Here is an 18,785-nt window from a genome sequence, read left to right as displayed (position 1 = left end):
CCAACCGGCCGCCCCGCGCGCGGACGGCGTCCGCTTCGACATCTGGCAACTAGCAAACACACTCAAACCACGCGCGCCCACTCGTCGATGTCATTGAGGATGTATTCCTCCGTGCGGCTGCCAGCTTCCATCGGCTTGCGCGCGAGTATGGATTGGGCCAAGTCGATGCGCAGCTGATTCATGTGTGTCGGAGGGCCCGACACGGGATCCGGCCGCAGGCGACCCTGGCTCAGGTAGAAGCGGAAAATCCGGCGAAGATTGCTGATCCGTTCCACCACCAGTTGCGAGCGCGCCATCGCGCTGATGCGGTCATGGAAGATCGAGATGCCATCGGCCATCGCCCGGCGGTCGTAGCTGGTCTTGAACGGGTTGGCCGCAAGTTCCTCCGCGATCGCGAGCAGTTCCTCAGCCTCCTCTCCCTCATGCCGCTGCGCCGCAAAGCGGGAGATCACCGCCTCGGTATGCGAAAACAGGACGTAGAAGTCTTCGACTTCCTGCGGCGACGGCGAGACCACCCGGCAGCCTACCTGCGGAATGATTTCGAGATAGCCCACGCTGCGGAGATACAACACAGCTGCGGCAACAGGCTGTCGGCTGGCCTCGAACTGGCTGGCCAAGGTGTAGATCGAAAGCGTCTCGCCAAAGCGATAGTGACCACTGACCAGCCGCTCTTCGAGCTCGGCGGCAATTTCGCCCGCCTTGCCCGAAAGGTCGTTGGCTCGAACGCCGCGGACGATGGCGCGGCTCCAGCCGGAGCCCGAGATTCGAGCCGTCGCCCGTCCCGCACCTGGGTTGCGAGAGACAGGCTCGGAAATCGCGGCCAAAGCAGCGTGCTCTTCGGTTTCCTCCGTGACGGTTGACGGACTGCGCTTGGAGGCTGGCATCTACGCTCTCGGCTGTGGAACAGGTCCTTCCCGCGTGACGAGTGGGCAGAGCGGGAGCTTTGCGGCTGAAAACCGCAAAGCTCCATCAGCACGCAGTGCCTTCAAATGGACCGAGTATCAGGCAGGAACCAGATCGGGCTTCTTGTCCTTCGATGCCTTGATCATCGGCTCCAGCTTTTCGAACAGTTCCAGCGCGCTGGTTGCGGCAAGTTCAGTGCCGATGCCGTGGCCGCCGGCCTCGGAGGAAGCGAAGTACAAGCCCTTCAGCGGGCTGACCACCGAAGGCCGCTTCTCATGCACCTGATGAATGGTCTGACCGATGCCGATGATGGCGCCGGTCTCACCCGCCATGCCCTTGATCAGCGAGGGCGGATCGACCCAGACCTTCTCGACCTTGCCGTGAGCTTCGGGGTAAACCTCGTAGAACGAGCGCATCAGCGACTCGCGCCATTCGTCGATGTTGTCGCGAATGTCTGCCGGGCAGGCGTGCAGCGAGGTGATCATCTGCTTGCCTGGCGGGGCGAGCTTCACGTCGAATTCGGTCGGCGAGCCGAAGCAGCCACCGATCAGGTGCGGCACCTTGCCCTCCTTCATCTCGTCCGTGACCTTGCAGGGCGGCGACTTGTCGTCAGGGATATAGATCACCACCTGCTTGTCGGTGACCTTCTCGGACAGCAGCACGCGCAGCATCACACCGTGGCAGGAGTAAGTGAGGTTCTTCACCTTCTCCACGTACGCCTTCGGGAAGTGTTGTTCGCCGACGAACTCGGACACGGTCATCTTCAGATCGGCATTGCTGATGATCACCGGCGCGCGGAACTCTTCTCCGCCTTCGGTGATCACGCCCACTGCGGCGCCGTTCTCGACGATGACCTTGGCCACCGGCGTATCGGTCTTGACCACGCCGCCGAACTTCTTGATCGCCTCGATGTAGGCCGCGGGCACCGAGTAGTTGCCGCCCGAAGGGTACGACGTCGCCCGGTTGGACATCACGTCACGGAACGCGCGGATGAATTCTGCGGAGCTGGCTTCGCTCGACGGCACGCAGAAGTACTGGGAGACGAAGCTCTCGATGAGCGTGTTCGCCATCTTGTCCTTGGTAAAGGTCTGCACCCACTGCTCGACGGGCACGTACCAGAGTTTCTCCAGTTCCTCGTCGGTGATCGTGAAAACCGCCCGGAAGAGTCCCTTGAAGTTGTCGCGCTCGTCTTCCGACGCGGCCTCGTACATCGACTGCTTGGAATACTTCTTCTGCTCCTTGCCGATCTGGATGTACGAGGTACCGTTGAGATCATTCCAGGGAATGCTGTCCGGCAAGCCGACGCGATCGAGAATCTCCTGCAGCGGGCCGACCTTGCCCAGGCAGTAGAAGTGCCAGCCCAGGTCCATCACGCAACCCGAGCGGTCATAGGAAATGCAGCGGCCGCCAATCAGCTTGTTGCGCTCCAGCATCAGCACTTTCCAGCCCGCGTGCGCCAAGAGCGTACCGACACCACCACCGCCGATCCCGCTTCCAATCACGATTGCATCGTACTGATTCGACATTGCTTTCCTCCGATCTGTAGGGGCAGCGAGACTCGCGAAACGCGTCCTTGCACTAGCATGCTAGCCTTCTAACACCGCCAAGACAAGTCCGTCTTCTCGCGATTTGCGGCCGACAGATAGCGGGCTTTCCCAAAAGAAACTCGCTGGATCAACTTCAGACAGCTCCCAACAGCATCTGGCGGCTGAGTGGCAATTGAAGCGGCAAGGGCAATATCGTATGGTACCGTACCTTTTTTACCCTCCAGAGAACAAAACGATGGCGCTCTACTCCGCAGACGCACTGGCCGGCAAACGCATTCTCGTCACCGGTGGCGGCACCGGTCTCGGCAAGGGCATGGCGAAACACTTCGCCAGCCTGGGCGCCAACGTCCACCTGTGGGGCCGCCGCATCGACGTGCTCGAAGCCGCCGCTGCCGAAATCAATGCCGACTACGCCGCACCGCGCGCCTTCGTGCAGACCGTCGACATCCGCAAGGCAGAACTGGTCGATGCCGCCGTCGGCGAAATCTTCGACAAGTTCGGCCCGCTGACCGGCCTGGTCAACAACGCCGCCGCCAACTTCATCGCCCCGACCAAGGATCTCTCGCCGCGCGGCTTCGAAGCGATCACCTCGACGGTGATGAACGGCGGCTTTTTCACCACGCATGCCGTCTGCAAGCGCTGGATCGCGCTCGGCCTGCCGGGCTCGGTGGTGTCGACCCTGGTGACCTGGATCTGGACCGGCTCGGCCTATGTCGTACCGTCGGCAATGGCCAAGGCGGCGATCAATGCGATGACCATGTCGCTGGCCGTCGAATGGGCGAAGTACGGCATCCGCCTGAACGCCGTCGCGCCCGGCCCGTTCCCCACCGAATATGCGTGGCAGATGCTCAGCCCGACCGGCGATGCCGCCGTTGGCGCCACCCAGGCCGATGAAGTGCCGGCTGGCCGCTACGGCAAGATGGAAGAACTCGGTAACCTGATGACCCTGCTGATGAGCGACGGCGCCGACTACATCACCGGCGAAACCATCTGCATCGACGGCGGCCATCATCTCGCCGCACCGTCGACCTTCGCCGGCCTGAACAAGCTCGACGATGCCGCCTGGGCGCGCATCAAGGAAGCCGGCATCGCCGCGACCAACGCCAGCAAGGCGCAGCGTTCGGTGTGAACCAGCGGTAACGCAGTAACAGAAGCCGCCCCGCACACCCGTGCCGGGCGGCTTCTTCGTTTAGAGTCCTTCAAGCTGTCAACAACGAGAGAAGCGCCAAGACCTGTCCAGCAGTACATGACGATCCAGGTCGGGCCCCACGATTCGAGGAGTGTGTCCATGAGCCAGCAGCAAACTGCCAGCACCGTCGTCGAGCGAAAAACCTTCTGTGGCATCTGCGAAGCTGCCTGCGGCGTCGTTGTCAGCATCGCCGGCGCCGAAGTCCTGAAGATCCGTGGCGACGTCGACCACCCGAATTCGAAAGGCTTTCTGTGCCCCAAGGGCGCAGCCTTCGGCGCTGTCCGCGACGATCCCGATCGCGTGCTGGAACCGCTGCAGCGCCAGCCGGACGGCAGCTTCAGTGCGGTCAGCTGGGAGGTGGCGCTCGACGATATCGGCCTGCGCCTGCGCGGCGTGATCAAGCGCTACGGCATGGAGTCCGTCGGCGTCCATCTCGGCAATCCGAACGGCTGGAACTACGGTGCCTTCATGTGGCTGCTGGGCATGGCGGCGGCGCTGAAGACCAAGCACCTGTACACGGCGTCGTCGGTCGACATCAACAACTACTGGGTGGTCGGCGAACTGCTCTACGGCCACAACCTGGTGACGCCGTTCCCGGACATTGCCCACACGCAATTCCTGCTGGTGCTCGGTGCCAATCCAGTGGTCACTCACGGCAGCATGATGACCGCTGGCCGGGTCAAGGAGCAGATGGCGGCGATCGTCGAGCGTGGCGGCCGCGTGGTGGTCATCGATCCGCGCCGCTCGGAAACCGCTGTGCAATTCGAATGGCAGCCGATGCGCCCGGATGGCGATCCCTGGCTGCTCGCCGGCATGCTGAAGACCATCCTCGACGAAGGTCTTGCCGATCAGGCTGCACTGCATCATCAGACGCGCGGTGCCGAGTCCCTGCCGATCTTGCTGAAGGACGTGACACCGGCTCGCGTCGCTACCGAAACCGGCATCGCCTGGACTGAGGTGCAGAAACTCGCACGAGACTTCGCAGCTTCGCCGGCGGCCTCGCTGTACGGCCGCTGCGGTGCTTCGCTGGGGCCGTTCTCGACCCTGACCAAGTATCTGATCGACGTCATCAACATCGCCACCGGCAATCTCGATCGGCGCGGCGGCATGGTCTACGGCCAGCCGATGCTCGATACCGAGGGCTTCACCCGGCTGTTCAAGGTCAACGGCTACGACCGCTGGCGGACTCGCGTCGACGGCATCCCGGAAGTGATGGGCACCTCCCCGCTTGCCACCCTGCCGCGCGAGATCCGCACGCCGGGCCGCGGCCAGCTGCGGGCACTGCTGATCGCCTCCGGCAACATCGCGACCACCTCCTGCGCCTCCGGCGATGTCGGTGCCGCACTGGATGAACTCGACCTGCTGATCTCGCTCGATCCCTACATCACCGAGACCAACCAGCGCGCCCACTACATCCTGCCGCCGACCCTGTGGCTGGAGCGCGAAGGCATGCCGATCTTCAGCCAGATGCACGCCGGCGTCCCGTACGCGCAATGGGCACCAGCGACGGTCGCGCCACGAGGTAACGCCCGCGACGACTGGTGGATCATCGACGAGATCTGCAAGCGCATCGGCATCGTGCCCTCGGCCTCGAAGGCCGCACAGTTCCTCGGCCGCTTCGGCATCCGCCTGAGTCCAGCGACCGCCGTCGACCTGTTCATGCGCATCGGCCCGGCCGGCGACTGGTTCGGTTTGCGCCGTGGCATCAGCCGGAAGAAATTGTTCGCGCAGACCAGTGGCGTGCAGCTCAATACGGAGCCTGCCGTCGGCGTCGGCCGCAAGCGTGTCCATCATCCGCAAGGCCTGATCCCGCTCGCCCAGCCACTGATGCAGACCGAGATGGCGCGCCTCGTCGCCCGCCCCGCAGCCCACGATCCAGCCTTCCCGCTGCAGCTGATCTCGATGCGCGAACTGCGCTCGCAGAACAGCTGGCTGCACAACGTCCCGAAGCTGACCACCGGCGATCGCCGCCCACACCTGCGTATCCATCCGACGGACGCCAGGCCGCTGGGCCTTATCGATGGTCAGGACGCGGTGATCACCTCGCACTGGGGCGAGATCCAGGCGCCAGTCGCGATCAGCGAAGAGATGATGCCGGGCACCGTGGCCCTGCCGCAGGGCTGGGGCCATGGCGGCGGCTGGCGGCGCGCGGTGGCGATCGGCGGTGGCCGCTACAACGACCTGACCTCGAACGACGCCACCGAGATCGACATCCCGTCCGGCAACGCCGTGCTCAACGGCCTGCGGGTACGCGTCTCGCAAGCCTGCGTCGAGATGGCTCAAGCAAGCTGAAACACTGTCTGTAAGGACTAGCCTGGGCTGGCATCGACGCAGCCCGGGCCTCTACGATGCACGCTCATCACCGCTCCACAGAGAGCGGTTTTTCCCAACGCTGGAGGAGCCCTCAATGCTGAAGATTCATCACCTCGTCGCATCCCGTTCCGATCGCATCGTCTGGCTTGCCGAAGAGCTCGAGATTCCCTACGAACTGGTCCGTCACCTGCGCAATCCGCAGACCTTCCGCGCACCGGATTCGCTGCGCGCGATCACGCCACTGGCCAAGGCGCCAGTGATCGAGGATCAGGGCGTGGTGGTCTCCGAATCGTCGGTGATCTGCGACTACCTGATCGACCAGTACGGTCAGGGCCGTCTGCGTCCCTCGGCCGGCACGCCGGCACGGCTCGACTACGCGTACTGGATGGCGTCTTCGGAATCGACGCTGATGTACCCGGTGCTGATCGACGTGCTGTCGACGATGACCCAGTCCGACGCTGCCGGCTTGCTCGGCTTCGCGATGGGCGAGTACACGACCATGTTCGGCCATGTCGAACGCACCTTGGCCAAGCATGCGCATATCGCTGGCGACAGCTTCACCGCCGCCGACGTGATGGTCTATTACACCTTGGCGATGGCCGCCGGCACCGCGCTGCCGATTCCCAGCCGCGCGCCGATGGCCGACTACCCGCTGCTTAGCGACTACCTCGCCCGCCTCGAAGCACGGCCGGCCTGGCAGAAGGCCAACAAGCTCTGCGCTGCCTGAGAAGTTCTCATCGCGTCATGCCGGCGCACACCGGCATGACGCGCAGCATTCAGGCGACCTGAGACGGCGCCGCTTCCAGCGCTTCCACCAGCAGCGCCAGCGCGGCATCGGCGAACGCCCACATGTTGGCGACACGATCATCGCTGCCGGTGCGGATGGTCCGCACCAGGTTCACCGGCCCGACCACGGCGATGCAGGTATGGCCGGACGGATCGCCATAGCGGTTGCCGCCCGGCCCCGCCGCACCAGTTTCCGAAAGGCCCCAGAGCACCCGTTCGCCATGCTTGGCGCGCACCGCTTCGGCCAGCCATTGCGCGTAGGGCTCCGAGCTGGAGCGGATGCCGCGCGTCGTCATCTCATCGATCGAGATCCCGGCGAGACCACGGATCGAACGCTTCGAATAGGTGATTGCACCGCCGGCGAAATAGCTCGATGCGCCCGACACCGCCAGCAGGCTCGCCGAGATCAGGCCACCGGCCGAGGTTTCGCCGATCGCGACTTTCTCGCCACGTGCTTTCAGCAGCTCGCCGGCGCGGCTGCCCATCTGCAACAGGTCATGCATGGTCTGGACGTTCCTTAAGACTTGGAAGACTCAAGCCTGACAGAACGGCGGCGCTGCTTCAGGCGCGCAAAAGGAAATCGATGGCCAGCGCATTGAACTTGTCGGCGTGCTCCCACTGTGCCCAGTGGCCGCAGCGACCAAAGACGACGAGATCGGCGTCAGGAATGCCCCAGACCGCCTTGATGCCGTTATCGAGTGGCACGAAGCGATCATCGCGGCCCCAGATCACCAGGGTTTTCGCCTTGATCTCCGGCAGCCGCGGGGTGAGGTCGACGAACAAGGCTTTCGGATTCAGCTCGTTGCTCTTGACGAAGTTCGCCAAGTGCTCGGCATTGCGCTGCATGCCGTCGAGGCGGCTCTGGATCAGTTCCGGCGTCAGCACGCTGGGGTCATGGACGAACACGTTCAGCATGGCCTGCAGGTTGTCCATCGTCGGCTGTCGGTACAGCTTCATCAGCAGCTTGATGCCTTCCTGCGGGCTCGGCTGGAACAGGCTCTGGCCCAGGCCGGCCGAGCCCATCAGGATCATCCGGTCGAGGCGCTGCGGATACTCCAGTGCGAAGGTCAGCGCGCTCAGGCCGCCCATCGAGTTGCCGATCAGGTGGGCGCGCTCGATGCCGAGCACGTCCATCAGGCCGTTCACGGCGCGAGCATTGATCAGGCCGCGCGGATCGGCCGACACGATCGGCCCGGATTTGTTGAAGCCCGGACAGTCGAGCAGCAGGGTGCGGAAACCGGCGGCGACGAAAGCGTCGATGTTGCGATGGAAGTTGCTCCAGCCGCCGGCGCCGGGACCGCCGCCGTGCAGCAGGATCACCGCCGGTCCCGTGCTCGGCCCGGCTTCGTTGTAATGCAGGCGCAGGCCGTCGACATCGGCGTGGCGGCTGGTACCAACTTCGGTCAGTGCAGTCATGGCGTTCTCGCAGGAGTGGGATTCAGACCGGCAGTTCAATCAACACGTCGTTGCCGACGACATGCACGGGATAGACGCGGATCGAACAGATCGCCGGCACCGCACGGACCTTGCCGGTCTTCAGGCAGTAGCGGGCACCGTGCAGAGGACATTCGATTTCACCGGCTTCGATGATGCCTTCGGTCAGAGGAAAATCTTCGTGGGTGCAGTTGTTCTCGAACGCGAACCACTCGCCGCCGACCCGGCCAATGCCGATCGGATCGACGGTGCCGGTCACTGGCTGCATCTCGCCGTCCTTCAGTGCGTCCACCGCGCAGGCGCGAACCAGGGGTTTGCTCATCAGAAAAAGATGCTCAGATTGTTGGCCAGCAGGGTGCCCTGGTCGAGCGTGATGTCGCGGCGGGCGATTTTCCAGCGCGAACCATCCGCGCTTGGACGCAGGCGATCACTGCGGCTGCCGACGAAAATATCGACCTGACGTTCGAGACGCGAACGATAGAGCAGGAAGCAGCACTCCACGTCCCATTCACCGGCAACATCGGCGGGCTTGATGTAGACGTTGCTGACGCAATGACGGGTCCGCGACGGCGGCATTTCTGCCCAGGCCTTGCCGGTTTCAAGACGCTTGATGCGCTGACCCAGGGTCACGGTGTCGTCATCGAAGTAACTGGCGACCGGCCCGGTCGGCGGTGGCGCACCGATCGCCTGCTCGTGATGGTTGATCGTCACCGGCATGCGGTAGCTGGCATCCGGCGTGAACAGCGCCAGCCAGGCGCGGTACTCGTGGCGATCGAGCAGCGCCGCTTCCTCGTACAGGAAACGTTCGATGTCGAGCTGCAGTTCGGGCGTGATCGCAGCGCTCATCAGCGCACCTCCGGCCGATGGGCAGCAGCCAGTTCGGCATGGCTTTCGCCGGCCATCATTCGCGCCCAGCGCGTGTAGAAGCCGCGCGCGGCGGCTTCAGAAAACACGTAGCTGAGCTTGCCCGGGAAGCGGGCATCGCTCTGCTCGTTGCCGATGCCCATCTGCAGGTTGAACGGCTGGCGGCGGGACTTCGTACCGCGCAATACGCGCTGCACTTCGATCCAGTTTTCACCATCGTCCTGCTCGAACATGCCGCCGGGGCTGAAGCTGCGGGTGATGCCCTGTCCCCATTGATCCTTGACTGCCTGCGGCGCGTCGGCATCGACCACGGCCAGCGCCCAGACCTCGATCTCGTTCGGCCCGCGCGGATGCCAGACCCGCAGGGTGTTGATGCCGGGCAGGAAGGAGCAGGTCGGGAAGAGGGTCATGTGGGCGCCATTGACCGCCTGGGTGCGCGGGATGCCAAGACGCTCGGCAACGCGGGGCCGCGACTCCATCAGATACTCCGCCACCGCCGGCCCGACGATCGCCGCCAGCAACTGGCCCTGGTCATCGGCCGTATGGAAGCCGGTGCCGTGGCCCGCATTCTCAGAGCGCCACTGCAGGCCTTCCGTCGGCCACTGCACGGCCTCGGGCGGCACGCCTTCCGGCATCACCGCGAGGATCGCGGACATGTGCGACAGCGGTGCGTGATACATGTCGCTGCAGAACTGCTCGGAGGCGAACTTCCAGTTGCAGGGAATCACCCACTTGTGGACGCCGCCCCAGATCTCGGTGCCGGCGTCGGAGCGATCGAACATCGCATCCATGTAGAACTTGGCATCACCGAGCGACTCGTCGAGCGACGGCACTTCGGCATCCCAGCAGCCGAAGATCAGTCCCTTGTATTCCTCGACTCTCGGCACCCGCACCGCGCCCCAGTCGGCCTTGACCAGCTTGCTGCAGTAGCCGTTCTTCTCCATCGGCACGTTGACCAGCTTGCCGGACGAGTCATAGCTCCAGCCGTGATACGAGCAGGTGAAGAACCTGGTGTTGCCGTGATCAAGCCGCGCCAGGCGCATGCCGCGATGGCGGCACTGGTTGAGGAAGGCGACGACGCTGCCATCCTTCTGCCGCGACACGATCACTGGGTCTTCGCCCATGTAGGTGGTGAAGTAATCGCCGGCCTTCAGGATCTGACTGCGATGGGCGAGGAACAGCCAGCTGCGGCCGAAAACCTGTTCGAGTTCGATCTGGTACAGCGCATCGTCGCAGTAGACCCGGGGGTCGAGCGTGCCGGCCTCGACGTCGACCAGCTTGCGGATATCGTCCGCGCTCCAGCCGTGCCTGCTGTCTTCGGGGGTAGCGCCATCTCTCGCCATGTTTGTTCTTCCTCGTTCCACTTCGGGAGAGATCCGGTCAGAAGACTTTCGCGGTGGCCGGATCGACAACATCAATCTGCTTTGCCTTTCGCGCTACAGGCATTCGCCGGTGCTGGACGCTTTCGCGCCGCGGCGGGTCTGCAGGCCACGGTTGTACTTGCTGGCCAGGCGACGCCAGACCAGTGTGTAGCCATCGCCTTCGTAAAGATTTTCGGCACTCCGGTAAGGCTGCCCTTCCATGCCTTGCTCGACACCGAGGTTGGCAACCAGATCGGTCGCGTTGAAATCATCGAAACCCAGCGGCTTCCACTTGTTGATCACTTCATCGTGGAAGGCGGCTTTCTCGGCGGCATCGGTAGTCGGCTTCGACCAGGCAATGAAGTAGCGATGCTGCTTTTCATTGACCGGCACGTACCATTCGTAATGCGCCATGCCGAGCACCGGCCAGGGCGCTACCTTCAGCACACCCGGCAGCCAGATCGAGCCCTCGATCGAGCCGTAGGCGAGATGCGCCATCTCGTTGGGCGGAATCTTCGAGGCCATGCGGCCTTTCTCGCCGTCGCATTCGAACTCGAATTCGAACACCGGCTCGGCCTTGCCCAGTGCATCGATCAGGCCCTTGGGGCCGTCGCCGGTCCGCTCCTCGATCTCATGGAAGCTGTCGCCGTGTCTGATCCGGTTGGCGATCGGGAACGGCCTATCGAGCGCAGCGAGAAAGGCATCGTCCTTGTGAATGAAGATGTGGTTGGGGTCGAAGCCGGAATCGGCCGCCAGCCGCCAGTTGCAGTCGCTGAGCACGTCGATCGCCGGGACCGTGTACCAGTCCGGATCGAGGAAGCCGGGCGGCACATCGTCATCGAGCGGCGGCGGTGGATTCAGATCGCCGACGAAGGTGAACACCATGCCGTTCACTTCGCGGATCGGATACGCGTGTAGCGCGCGCTTGCCGATCAGACGCGAATCCGGTGCGCTCGGGATCGCCACCAGTTCGCCGTTGCGCAAGTTGTAAGTGAACGCATGCAGCCAGCAGGTGATGGTGTTTTTGGTGAAACATTCGGGCTTGGTCGAGAACTTGAAGCCGCGATGCAGGCAGCGATCGGCAATCGCGTAGACGACTCCATCGACTCGCTTGAACAGGATGTCCTCGCCGAGCAAGGTGCGGGCGACGATCTGCTCTTCGCTGATGTCGGTCGACAACATCGCCGGATACCAGTGATTGCGAAAACCAAGCACGGCCTCGTCGTACTTGCCTGGGGTCAGCATCGGGACTATCTGCTCTCCATCCATTTCCTTGCTCCTCAGCATTAACGCGACGATCGTTGTTATTGGTCTTGCAGCCTGATCCCGCGGCTCAGTGCGCTGGCGACTTGTGCCCCCAGTCGCTGAGCTGCGAATAGGTCCGTACTTCCCATGTGTTGTCATCGACGACCAGGCCACCGCTGCCGAACTCGATCGCGAAGCCCGAGGGGCTTACGCAGTAGAACGAGAACATGCCGTCGTTCGGGTGATGGCCCAGGCCCATCATGATCGGCACCCCGGCCGCGATGCAGCGATCGTGGGCGAGGCCGACATCATTGAAGTCGCTGACCTCGATCATCACGTGGTGGATGCGCTTCGGAAATGGAATCTGCGCCGTCGCGAACGAATGGTGGCGACCGGTCTCGGTGTGGAAAAAAGTGCCATCGAATGGAATCGTCCCCATCGGCGTTTCCAGCGGCGCGCGAATGTGATCGCTGACTTTCAGGCCCAGCGCATCTTCGTGAAACGCGATGGTCGCGGCGTAGTCCTTCGCGGCACTCACGTAATGGCCGATACCGAGTTCGCCGGTAACGAAGCGGCCAAGCAGCACTTTCGAGCGGAACGGTCGCGATGCAGGCGCATACGCCGGGCCGTAGAAGAACTCATGCTGCATGCCATCGGGATCGACGCAGGTATAAGCGCGTTCGACTCGGCGCGAAGCAAGCAGCGCCGCATCACAACGCTCGGCGCGAATGCCGCGTTTGCCCAGTTGCAGCACGAAGGTTTCCAGCGCGTCGGCGGTATCGAACTTCCAGCCTGCCGCCACCATGTCGTCATCAACGCCCTCGGCGATCAGGATGCGTTGCTCGTACTCGTCCATGCGTAGCGCCAGAGTACGACCACCGTCGCGGCGCTCGGCGTGCAGGCCGAGGATGTCGACCGCAAAGGACTCCCACGCATCCAGATTGCTGGCGCTCACGCAGACGTAGCCCAGCGTCGAAATCGCTGCCATTCGCTTGTCTCCTCTCTCTCGCATCAACTGTCTTGTCCATCCGCATCGCGGCTGGGCGGGACGTTCTTTGCATCCCTATGGTTGGAACACAGAGCGCAACGGCTGTGCCAGCGCCTTGCGGCATCCGCGCAACGCCTGCACATCGCTGAAAACGTTGCAGTTGTCGCAGCGCAAGAGAAATGGAGCGAGGATCGGATGTCGAGAAGCGTTCAGCAAATTCGGAATTCAGCGACTGTGTGGTTCATTATTTGATGAATCATTGCCGTGTCATGTCCGGAGCCTGACCATGCCTATCCGCCCGCGATCCGCTGCCTCCCGGCCACCGAAGCCCGGCGCAGGCAAGCGCACGGCGCCATCGACCACCGTTCGCCCATCGGGGCTGCACTTCCCGAACATCCGCGATATCGCCTCGCACCTGCACTTCAGTCCCGATCGCGGCCGCATCTGGCTCGATGATCGCCGCATGGTGCTGCTCCATGCCGAAGCCTTCCACAGCTTGCGCAAGGAGCTGGTGGCGCTGGTCGGTGTGGAAGCGGCGCGGGGTCTGGTCACCCGCATGGGCTATGTCGCAGGCTGCCGCGATGCCGAGTTCGCCAAGCGCGCGCGGCCGCAGGCGAGCAGCTTCGACGCCTTTTCGGTCGGCCCGCAGCTGCATGCCTTGAAAGGCATGGCCGAGATCGAACTGCTCAAGTTCCGGATGGATGTAGGCGCCGGAATTCTGTACAGCGAATTCCTGTTCAAGGATTCCTTCGAGGACGAGGCTCAACTGCCTGCCGCGCCATTCGGCGAACAAAGCGCCTGCTGGATGCTGGCGGGCTATGCCTCCGGCTATGCGAGCACCTTCATGGGCAAGCGCATCCTGGTACGCGAGGTCGAGTGCCGCGCCAACGGCCATGCGCAGTGTCGGGCAATTGCCAAGCCCGTCGAAGACTGGGCCGATCCGGAGCTCGATCTGCCCTACCTGCAGCCGCTGCCGACCGAACCATCGACGCGCAGCCCCGGCCGACCCCGCCGCACACCGCGTCCGCAGCCGAGCATTACCACCACCGCGCTCGCGCGCGGCGACGGCAGCGGACCGGTTGGCGGCTCGGCAGCGTTCAGCACCATCCTGCATCAGATCAACCGGGTCGCCGCCACGCGCGCCACCGTGCTGCTGCTCGGCGAAAGCGGTGTCGGCAAAAGCCTGTTTGCCCGCGAAGTACATGACCGCAGCCCGCGCCGCGCCAAACCCTTCGTCGCGGTGAACTGCGCAGCGATCCCCGAGGAGCTGATCGAATCCGAACTGTTCGGCGTCGAACGAGGTGCCTATACCGGTGCCAGCGTGTCGCGCGCGGGCCGCTTCGAGCTGGCCGATGGCGGCACGCTGTTCCTCGACGAGATCGCCACCCTGAGCCCGACCGCCCAGGGCAAGCTGCTGCGCGTGCTGCAGAGCGGCGAGTTCGAGCGACTCGGCAGCACCACGATGCGCAAGGTCGATGTGCGAGTGATCGCGGCAACCAATGCCGACCTGCAGGATGCAATTCGCCGCAAGCGCTTTCGTGAAGACCTGTACTTCCGCCTGCACGTGTTTCCGATCGTCATTCCGCCGCTGCGCGAACGGCGCGACGACATCCCGCTGCTGGTCGGCCACTACCTCGCCAAATTCTCGAAGCTGCACGAGCGCCATCTGTCCGGCATCACGCCGCCCGCCCTCGCTGCCCTGCTCGCGCATGACTGGCCGGGCAATGTCCGTGAGCTGGAAAACGTGCTGGAGCGTGCCGTGATCCTCTCCGACGAGGGCCAGGCACTGGAACGCTCGCAACTGTTCGCAGCGCGAGCCTCCGAGCGCGGCCCCGACATGATGGAACTGGGTGGCGATGGCGACCTGGTACCGACCGATATCGATGACGACAGCCGCGAGCAGCGCCTGGTCGATGACTTCGCGGCTCGGCTGATCGACAGCCCGGCGGTCAGCCTGCCGGCTGCGCAGGACCGCGTGATCCTCGCCGCCTGGAAGAAGACCGGTCGCAACGTATCCGCCGCCGCGAAGCTGCTCGGTATCAGCCGCGCCCAGCTCGATTACCGCTTGAAGAAGCTGCAGCAAGGCGCGACGCCCTCGAAGGCGCCGATCTCGAAAATCAAACGCAAGACAACAATGAGGAGAACGAAGAAATGACCTGGCTGAATGACAACGTGGCACTGATCACCGGTGGCGGCTCGGGCCTTGGCAGGGCGCTGGTCGAACGCTTCATCAACGAAGGCGCCAAGGTCGGGGTGCTGGAGCGCAACGCCGACAGCGCCGCCGCGCTGGAACGCGACTTCGGCGATGCCGTGGTCACCACCATCGGCGACGTCGGCTGCTATGCCGACAACGTCAGCGCCGTCGAGCGCACGCTCGCTCGTTTCGGCCGTCTCGACACCTTCATCGCCAATGCCGCGGTATTCGATTTCTTCCAGCCGCTGGTCCAGTACGAGGGCGACACGCTGGACCGCGCCTTCGACGAGCTGTTCTCGGTCAACGTCAAGGGCGGCCTGCTCGGCGCACGCGCCGCGTTGCCAGCGCTCGTGCAGAGCCGCGGCAGCATCATCTTCACGCTATCCAACGCCGCGTTCTACCCGGCCGGCGGTGGCCCGCTGTACACCTCGGCCAAGCACGCGCTGGTCGGCGTCGTGAAGCAGCTGGCCTACGAGCTGGCGCCGAAAGTGCGGGTCAACGGCGTTGCCCCGGGCGGCATGCGCACCCGGCTTGGCGGCCTTGCCAGCAATGGCACTGCGGGAATGGACGTGTCACAGGTCGAAGGCTTCGAGCAGCTGGTGATCGGCGTCACCCCGCTGCGGATCTGCCCGCAGCCGGCCGACTACTGCGGCCCCTACGTGCTGCTGGCCTCGCGCACGAACGCCGGCACGATGACCGGCGCCATCATCAATGCCGATGGCGGCATGGGCGTGCGTGGCCTGACCCAGATCAACGGCGGCGAAGATCTGTAGACGCTCAACGCGCGATCAGCGGCCGCTGAATACCGGCTTCTGCTTGGCCAGCACCGACTGGATGGCGTTCCAGGAATCCTCGGTCTTCGCACAGGCAGCGATCGCGCGAGCTTCCATTTCCAGCTGGGTGTCGAGCGAGGTATCGAAGGTCGCCAGCAGCAGCTTGCGCAGTTCGCCGTAAGTCCGCGTCGGGCCCGCCGCCAGCTGCGCGGCCAGGGCTTCGGCTTCCGCCATCAGCGCTTCGTCGTCGACCACCCGATTGACCAAACCGTAGCTCGCCGCTTGTTCGGCGCTCCAGGTCTGATTGAGCATGACGAACTCGGCAGCGCGGCGGCTGCCGACCCGACGCGGCAGAAAGGCGCTGCCACCACCATCGGCGACGAAACCGATACCGCTGTAGGCCGCGTAGAAACGCGCGCTGCGCGTGGCGATCGCGAAGTCCGCCATCGCTGTCAGCGCAGTCGCACCGCCGGTGACCAGGCCGTGTGCCGCGAGCACCACTGGCGCATTGCAACGCGACAGCCGGGTGATCGCCATGTGCAGATCGGCGGTCGCGGTCTTCAGCTTGCGCGGCAGTTGTTCACGATCGGCAGCCAGCCATTTCAGATCGGCGCCGACGCTGAAGTACTTGCCCTCGGCGCTGATCAGGACCGCGCGCACCTCCGGGTTCTCGTCGCACTCGATCGAATGCGCGCGCAGCTCGGCGCAGAACGCGAGATCGAAGGGATTGCCGCGCTGGGGCTGACTCAAGGTCAGCCGCGCGATGCCATCCCGCAGCTCGTAGCGGATCGCCGGATCGCTCATCTCGGCATCAGGCCGGAATACGCGCGTTCAGCCAGGCGGTCATGTCCTTGAACACGCGGGCGCGGTCGGCCGGCAGTTCGTTGAAGATCTCGTGATAGAGATCGTCGTAGATGTGCAGCGTCTTGTCGGTGGAGCTGATCCGGTCATGGACCATCTGGCTGCCGGCAACGCCGGCTAGCTTGTCGTCGCGGCCATGCATCAGCAGGGTCGGCAGCTTCAGCGCCGGCAAGGCCGCGGGCAGGAATTCGACGAAGCGGACGATCTCGGCCAGGGTGCGCACCGGCACCTTGCCGTGGGCGTTGAGCGGATCGCTGGCGTAGTCGGCGACCTTGTCCGGATCGCGGCTGACCAGACTCGGGTCGACGGCGAACATGCCGAGCTTCGGCACGATCGACGCGAGGAACTTGGACAGCGGGCCGAGGAACGGCGGCGCGCCATCGAGTGCGACGGCCGGCCCGGACAGCAGCAGGCCGTTGAGCTTGTCGCCGTGCTTCAGCGCATAGCTGAGCGACAAGGCGCCGCCCATGCTGTGGCCGAGCAGGAACAGCGCCTTGGTCGGCTGCGCGCGGCGGGCGAGATCGACCAGCTGGTCCATGTCGGCAACCGCGTTGGCGAACTTGTCGACGAAGGCGCGCACACCGTCGGACTTGCCGTGGCCGCGATGATCGATCGCGTAGACCGCACAGCCGATGTCGTTCAGCACTTTCGCGACTTCGGCATAACGGCCACCGTGCTCGCCGAGACCGTGGGCGATCACCACCGTCGCCTTCGGCTTCGCCGGCAGCCAGCTCTGGTGATAGATGCGCTGCTTCTTGACGCCGATGAAGCTGCCTTCTGCGTGTTTCATGGGGTGGATTCTCAGCTCTTGTCGGTAGCGGTTTCTTTGCTGCTCTTGGCGGCTTTCGCCGTCGGCGCCGGGCGACCCAGCGCCAGCACTTCTTCCAGGCCTTCGCGGAAGCATTCCATCAGCAGTTCTGGTTCGGTTACGGCGGCGCGATCGCTGTTGATGCCGATGCAGCAACGGCCGTTGTGGGAAATCATCGCGATCATCATGCCGCAGCCCGGCACCGGCGCGAACGGCCACAGATGAGTGACCTGGGCGCCGCCGAAATAGACTGGATACGTGATGCCGGGAATATTGCTGATCTGCGCGTCCTGCGCGGTGGTGAAGTCCGCAGTCAGCTTGGTGACCACCGAGATCGGCAGCTTGGTCACCACCGGCATCAGCCGGATCATGATGTCCAGCGCCGGCTCGGCGCGGGTATCGCGGACGAAGCGCTGGATATGGCGAATGCGGGCGACCGGATCGGCCTCGGCAATCGGCGCTGCGTACTGCGAGCCGGCGAACTTGTTACCGCCCATCGCATCGCCTTCGACTCTCAGGCTGATCGGGAAGCCGATCGGCATTTCCTTGATCGCGACGCCCAGGCGCTCGTGATACAGGCGGAAGCCGCCGAGCAGCGCGCTGAGAAACGTATCGTTGACCGAGGCATGCACGGCCTTCGACGCCGCCTTGAGATCGACTAGCGGAATCTCGATGCCATCCATGCGCCAGGACAGGCTGCGGCGCTTGAACAGGCCCGAGCCGGCCACCGGCTTGATGCCAAGCATCCGCTTCGCCGAACTCAGGTAGTCCATCGTCGTCTGCGCGTCTTCCGGATACTTGATCCAGGCGGACGCCTGGCGGCCGAGCTGGCCGGCACCTTCGACCGCGCGGCGCGGCAGCGAGATCAACTGCTTGCGCAGCGCCTTGAAGCCGAGATTGGCGGCCGTCGCAGCCCGCTTGCGGCCGTAGACCGGCGCCGGTTCCGGACGCTGATCGGCATCGCGATCGCGGCTGAACACGCGGCTCATCAGCTGGACGATGCCGAGGCCATCGGTGGTTGCATGGTGCATCTTCAGCACGTAGGCGGCACGGCCGCCGGACAGGCCTTCGATCAGGGTCGCTTCCCAGGGCGCGCGGGCGCGATCGAACGGCGCCATCGCGATCAGCGCGCCGGCATCGAACATCTGCCGATCGCTGCCCGGCTCCGGCAAGCGCGTGCGGCGCAGGTGGTAGTCGAGATCGAAATCCGGGTCCTCGACCCAGACCGGGTTGCCGACGCCCTTCGGCACCACCACCTTCTGGCGGAAGCGCGGCACGGCGTTGACCAGCCAGCGGTGATCGGCCTTGAAGCGCTCCCAATCCGGCACGCGGTCAAGTTCCATCACCGAGACGATCGTCGAGCGCAGGCGAGGATCGACTTCGGCGAGCCACATCACCGCCTCGAAGGCGCTCATCTCGTTCGGGCCGCCCCAGGCGCACAGCTCGTCGAGCACCGCGTTGTCGATGTTGTCCGGCTTGCTCATGTCGCGGGTATCCCTGTGTTCGTATGTGCTGCGTG

General features: G+C 64.3%; 17 protein-coding genes. 5 read left to right on the top strand and 12 right to left on the bottom strand.

The features are described 5' to 3' along the window. Positions 1-62: 62 nt before the first annotated feature. On the bottom strand, positions 63-884 hold the full coding sequence (locus G513_RS24545) for a GntR family transcriptional regulator (protein WP_022974997.1): 822 nt from the start codon (positions 882-884) through the stop codon (positions 63-65). 117 nt (positions 885-1,001) lie between these two features. Continuing rightward, positions 1,002-2,429 carry a phytoene desaturase family protein gene (locus tag G513_RS0101180; protein ID WP_022974996.1) on the bottom strand — a complete coding sequence of 476 codons (1,428 nt, stop codon included), beginning with the start codon at positions 2,427-2,429 and terminating at the stop codon, positions 1,002-1,004. A 256-nt stretch (positions 2,430-2,685) separates the two neighbouring features. Here G513_RS0101180 and G513_RS0101175 point away from each other — a divergent pair, with 256 nt between their 5' ends. From G513_RS0101175 to G513_RS0101165, 3 genes are all read left to right on the top strand, one after another. Continuing rightward, entirely contained in the window at positions 2,686-3,579 is an 894-nt protein-coding gene (locus G513_RS0101175; protein ID WP_022974995.1) for an SDR family oxidoreductase, read from the top strand. Positions 3,580-3,738: 159 nt separating this feature from the next. Beyond that, complete coding sequence (locus G513_RS0101170) at positions 3,739-5,931, top strand: molybdopterin-dependent oxidoreductase (protein ID WP_022974994.1); 2,193 nt, start codon at positions 3,739-3,741, stop codon at positions 5,929-5,931. Positions 5,932-6,046: 115 nt separating this feature from the next. Then, positions 6,047-6,679: a glutathione S-transferase family protein gene (locus G513_RS0101165; RefSeq protein ID WP_022974993.1), complete on the top strand. Its 633-nt coding sequence runs from the start codon at positions 6,047-6,049 to the stop codon at positions 6,677-6,679. A gap of 49 nt (positions 6,680-6,728) precedes the next feature. Here G513_RS0101165 and G513_RS0101160 read toward each other — a convergent pair whose 3' ends face one another. The 7 genes from G513_RS0101160 to G513_RS0101130 form a co-directional block, all read right to left on the bottom strand. Then, positions 6,729-7,241 carry a CinA family protein gene (locus tag G513_RS0101160; protein WP_022974992.1) on the bottom strand — a complete coding sequence of 171 codons (513 nt, stop codon included), beginning with the start codon at positions 7,239-7,241 and terminating at the stop codon, positions 6,729-6,731. A gap of 58 nt (positions 7,242-7,299) precedes the next feature. Then, a complete protein-coding gene (locus G513_RS0101155) occupies positions 7,300-8,154 on the bottom strand; it encodes an alpha/beta fold hydrolase (protein ID WP_022974991.1) in 855 nt (284 codons plus the stop codon). A 22-nt stretch (positions 8,155-8,176) separates the two neighbouring features. After that, positions 8,177-8,494, bottom strand: coding sequence for a non-heme iron oxygenase ferredoxin subunit (locus G513_RS0101150; protein ID WP_022974990.1), 318 nt, complete (start codon positions 8,492-8,494; stop codon positions 8,177-8,179). Beyond that, positions 8,494-9,018: an aromatic-ring-hydroxylating dioxygenase subunit beta gene (locus G513_RS0101145; protein WP_022974989.1), complete on the bottom strand. Its 525-nt coding sequence runs from the start codon at positions 9,016-9,018 to the stop codon at positions 8,494-8,496. The genes G513_RS0101150 and G513_RS0101145 overlap by 1 nt, the downstream gene beginning before the upstream one ends. Beyond that, positions 9,018-10,379 (bottom strand): aromatic ring-hydroxylating oxygenase subunit alpha, encoded by a 1,362-nt coding sequence (locus tag G513_RS0101140; protein WP_022974988.1) that lies wholly within the window; start codon positions 10,377-10,379, stop codon positions 9,018-9,020. Before G513_RS0101140 ends, G513_RS0101145 begins: the two co-directional genes overlap by 1 nt. A 93-nt stretch (positions 10,380-10,472) precedes the next feature. Then, the gene (locus tag G513_RS20720; RefSeq protein ID WP_022974987.1) at positions 10,473-11,642 is read right to left on the bottom strand and encodes a Rieske 2Fe-2S domain-containing protein; all 1,170 of its coding nucleotides are present in this window, start codon (positions 11,640-11,642) and stop codon (positions 10,473-10,475) included. Between the two features lie 88 nt (positions 11,643-11,730). Further along, positions 11,731-12,630, bottom strand: a complete 900-nt coding sequence (locus G513_RS0101130; protein ID WP_022974986.1) for a VOC family protein — start codon at positions 12,628-12,630, stop codon at positions 11,731-11,733. Between the two features lie 286 nt (positions 12,631-12,916). On the opposite strand from G513_RS0101130, the gene G513_RS20715 reads away from it, so the two are divergent. Then, complete coding sequence (locus tag G513_RS20715; RefSeq protein WP_022974985.1) at positions 12,917-14,785, top strand: sigma-54-dependent Fis family transcriptional regulator; 1,869 nt, start codon at positions 12,917-12,919, stop codon at positions 14,783-14,785. Continuing rightward, the gene (hcaB, locus tag G513_RS0101120) at positions 14,782-15,597 is read left to right on the top strand and encodes a 3-(cis-5,6-dihydroxycyclohexa-1,3-dien-1-yl)propanoate dehydrogenase (RefSeq protein ID WP_022974984.1); all 816 of its coding nucleotides are present in this window, start codon (positions 14,782-14,784) and stop codon (positions 15,595-15,597) included. The genes G513_RS20715 and hcaB overlap by 4 nt, the downstream gene beginning before the upstream one ends. Positions 15,598-15,612: 15 nt before the next feature. On the opposite strand, the gene G513_RS0101115 is transcribed toward hcaB, so the two are convergent. From G513_RS0101115 to G513_RS20710, 3 genes are read right to left on the bottom strand one after another with little or no spacing between them, the layout of a single operon-like run. Beyond that, complete coding sequence (locus G513_RS0101115; RefSeq protein WP_022974983.1) at positions 15,613-16,401, bottom strand: enoyl-CoA hydratase/isomerase family protein; 789 nt, start codon at positions 16,399-16,401, stop codon at positions 15,613-15,615. 7 nt (positions 16,402-16,408) lie between these two features. Further along, positions 16,409-17,248, bottom strand: coding sequence for an alpha/beta hydrolase (locus G513_RS0101110; protein WP_022974982.1), 840 nt, complete (start codon positions 17,246-17,248; stop codon positions 16,409-16,411). Positions 17,249-17,259: 11 nt separating this feature from the next. Continuing rightward, complete coding sequence (locus G513_RS20710; protein ID WP_022974981.1) at positions 17,260-18,750, bottom strand: wax ester/triacylglycerol synthase domain-containing protein; 1,491 nt, start codon at positions 18,748-18,750, stop codon at positions 17,260-17,262. Positions 18,751-18,785: the final 35 nt, after the last annotated feature.

Origin of the sequence: Nevskia ramosa DSM 11499 (genome assembly GCF_000420645.1) — a bacterium.
Classification (GTDB): domain Bacteria; phylum Pseudomonadota; class Gammaproteobacteria; order Nevskiales; family Nevskiaceae; genus Nevskia; species Nevskia ramosa.
Note: the sequence above shows the minus strand (reverse complement) of the source record. Positions and strands in the feature narration are given on the sequence as shown.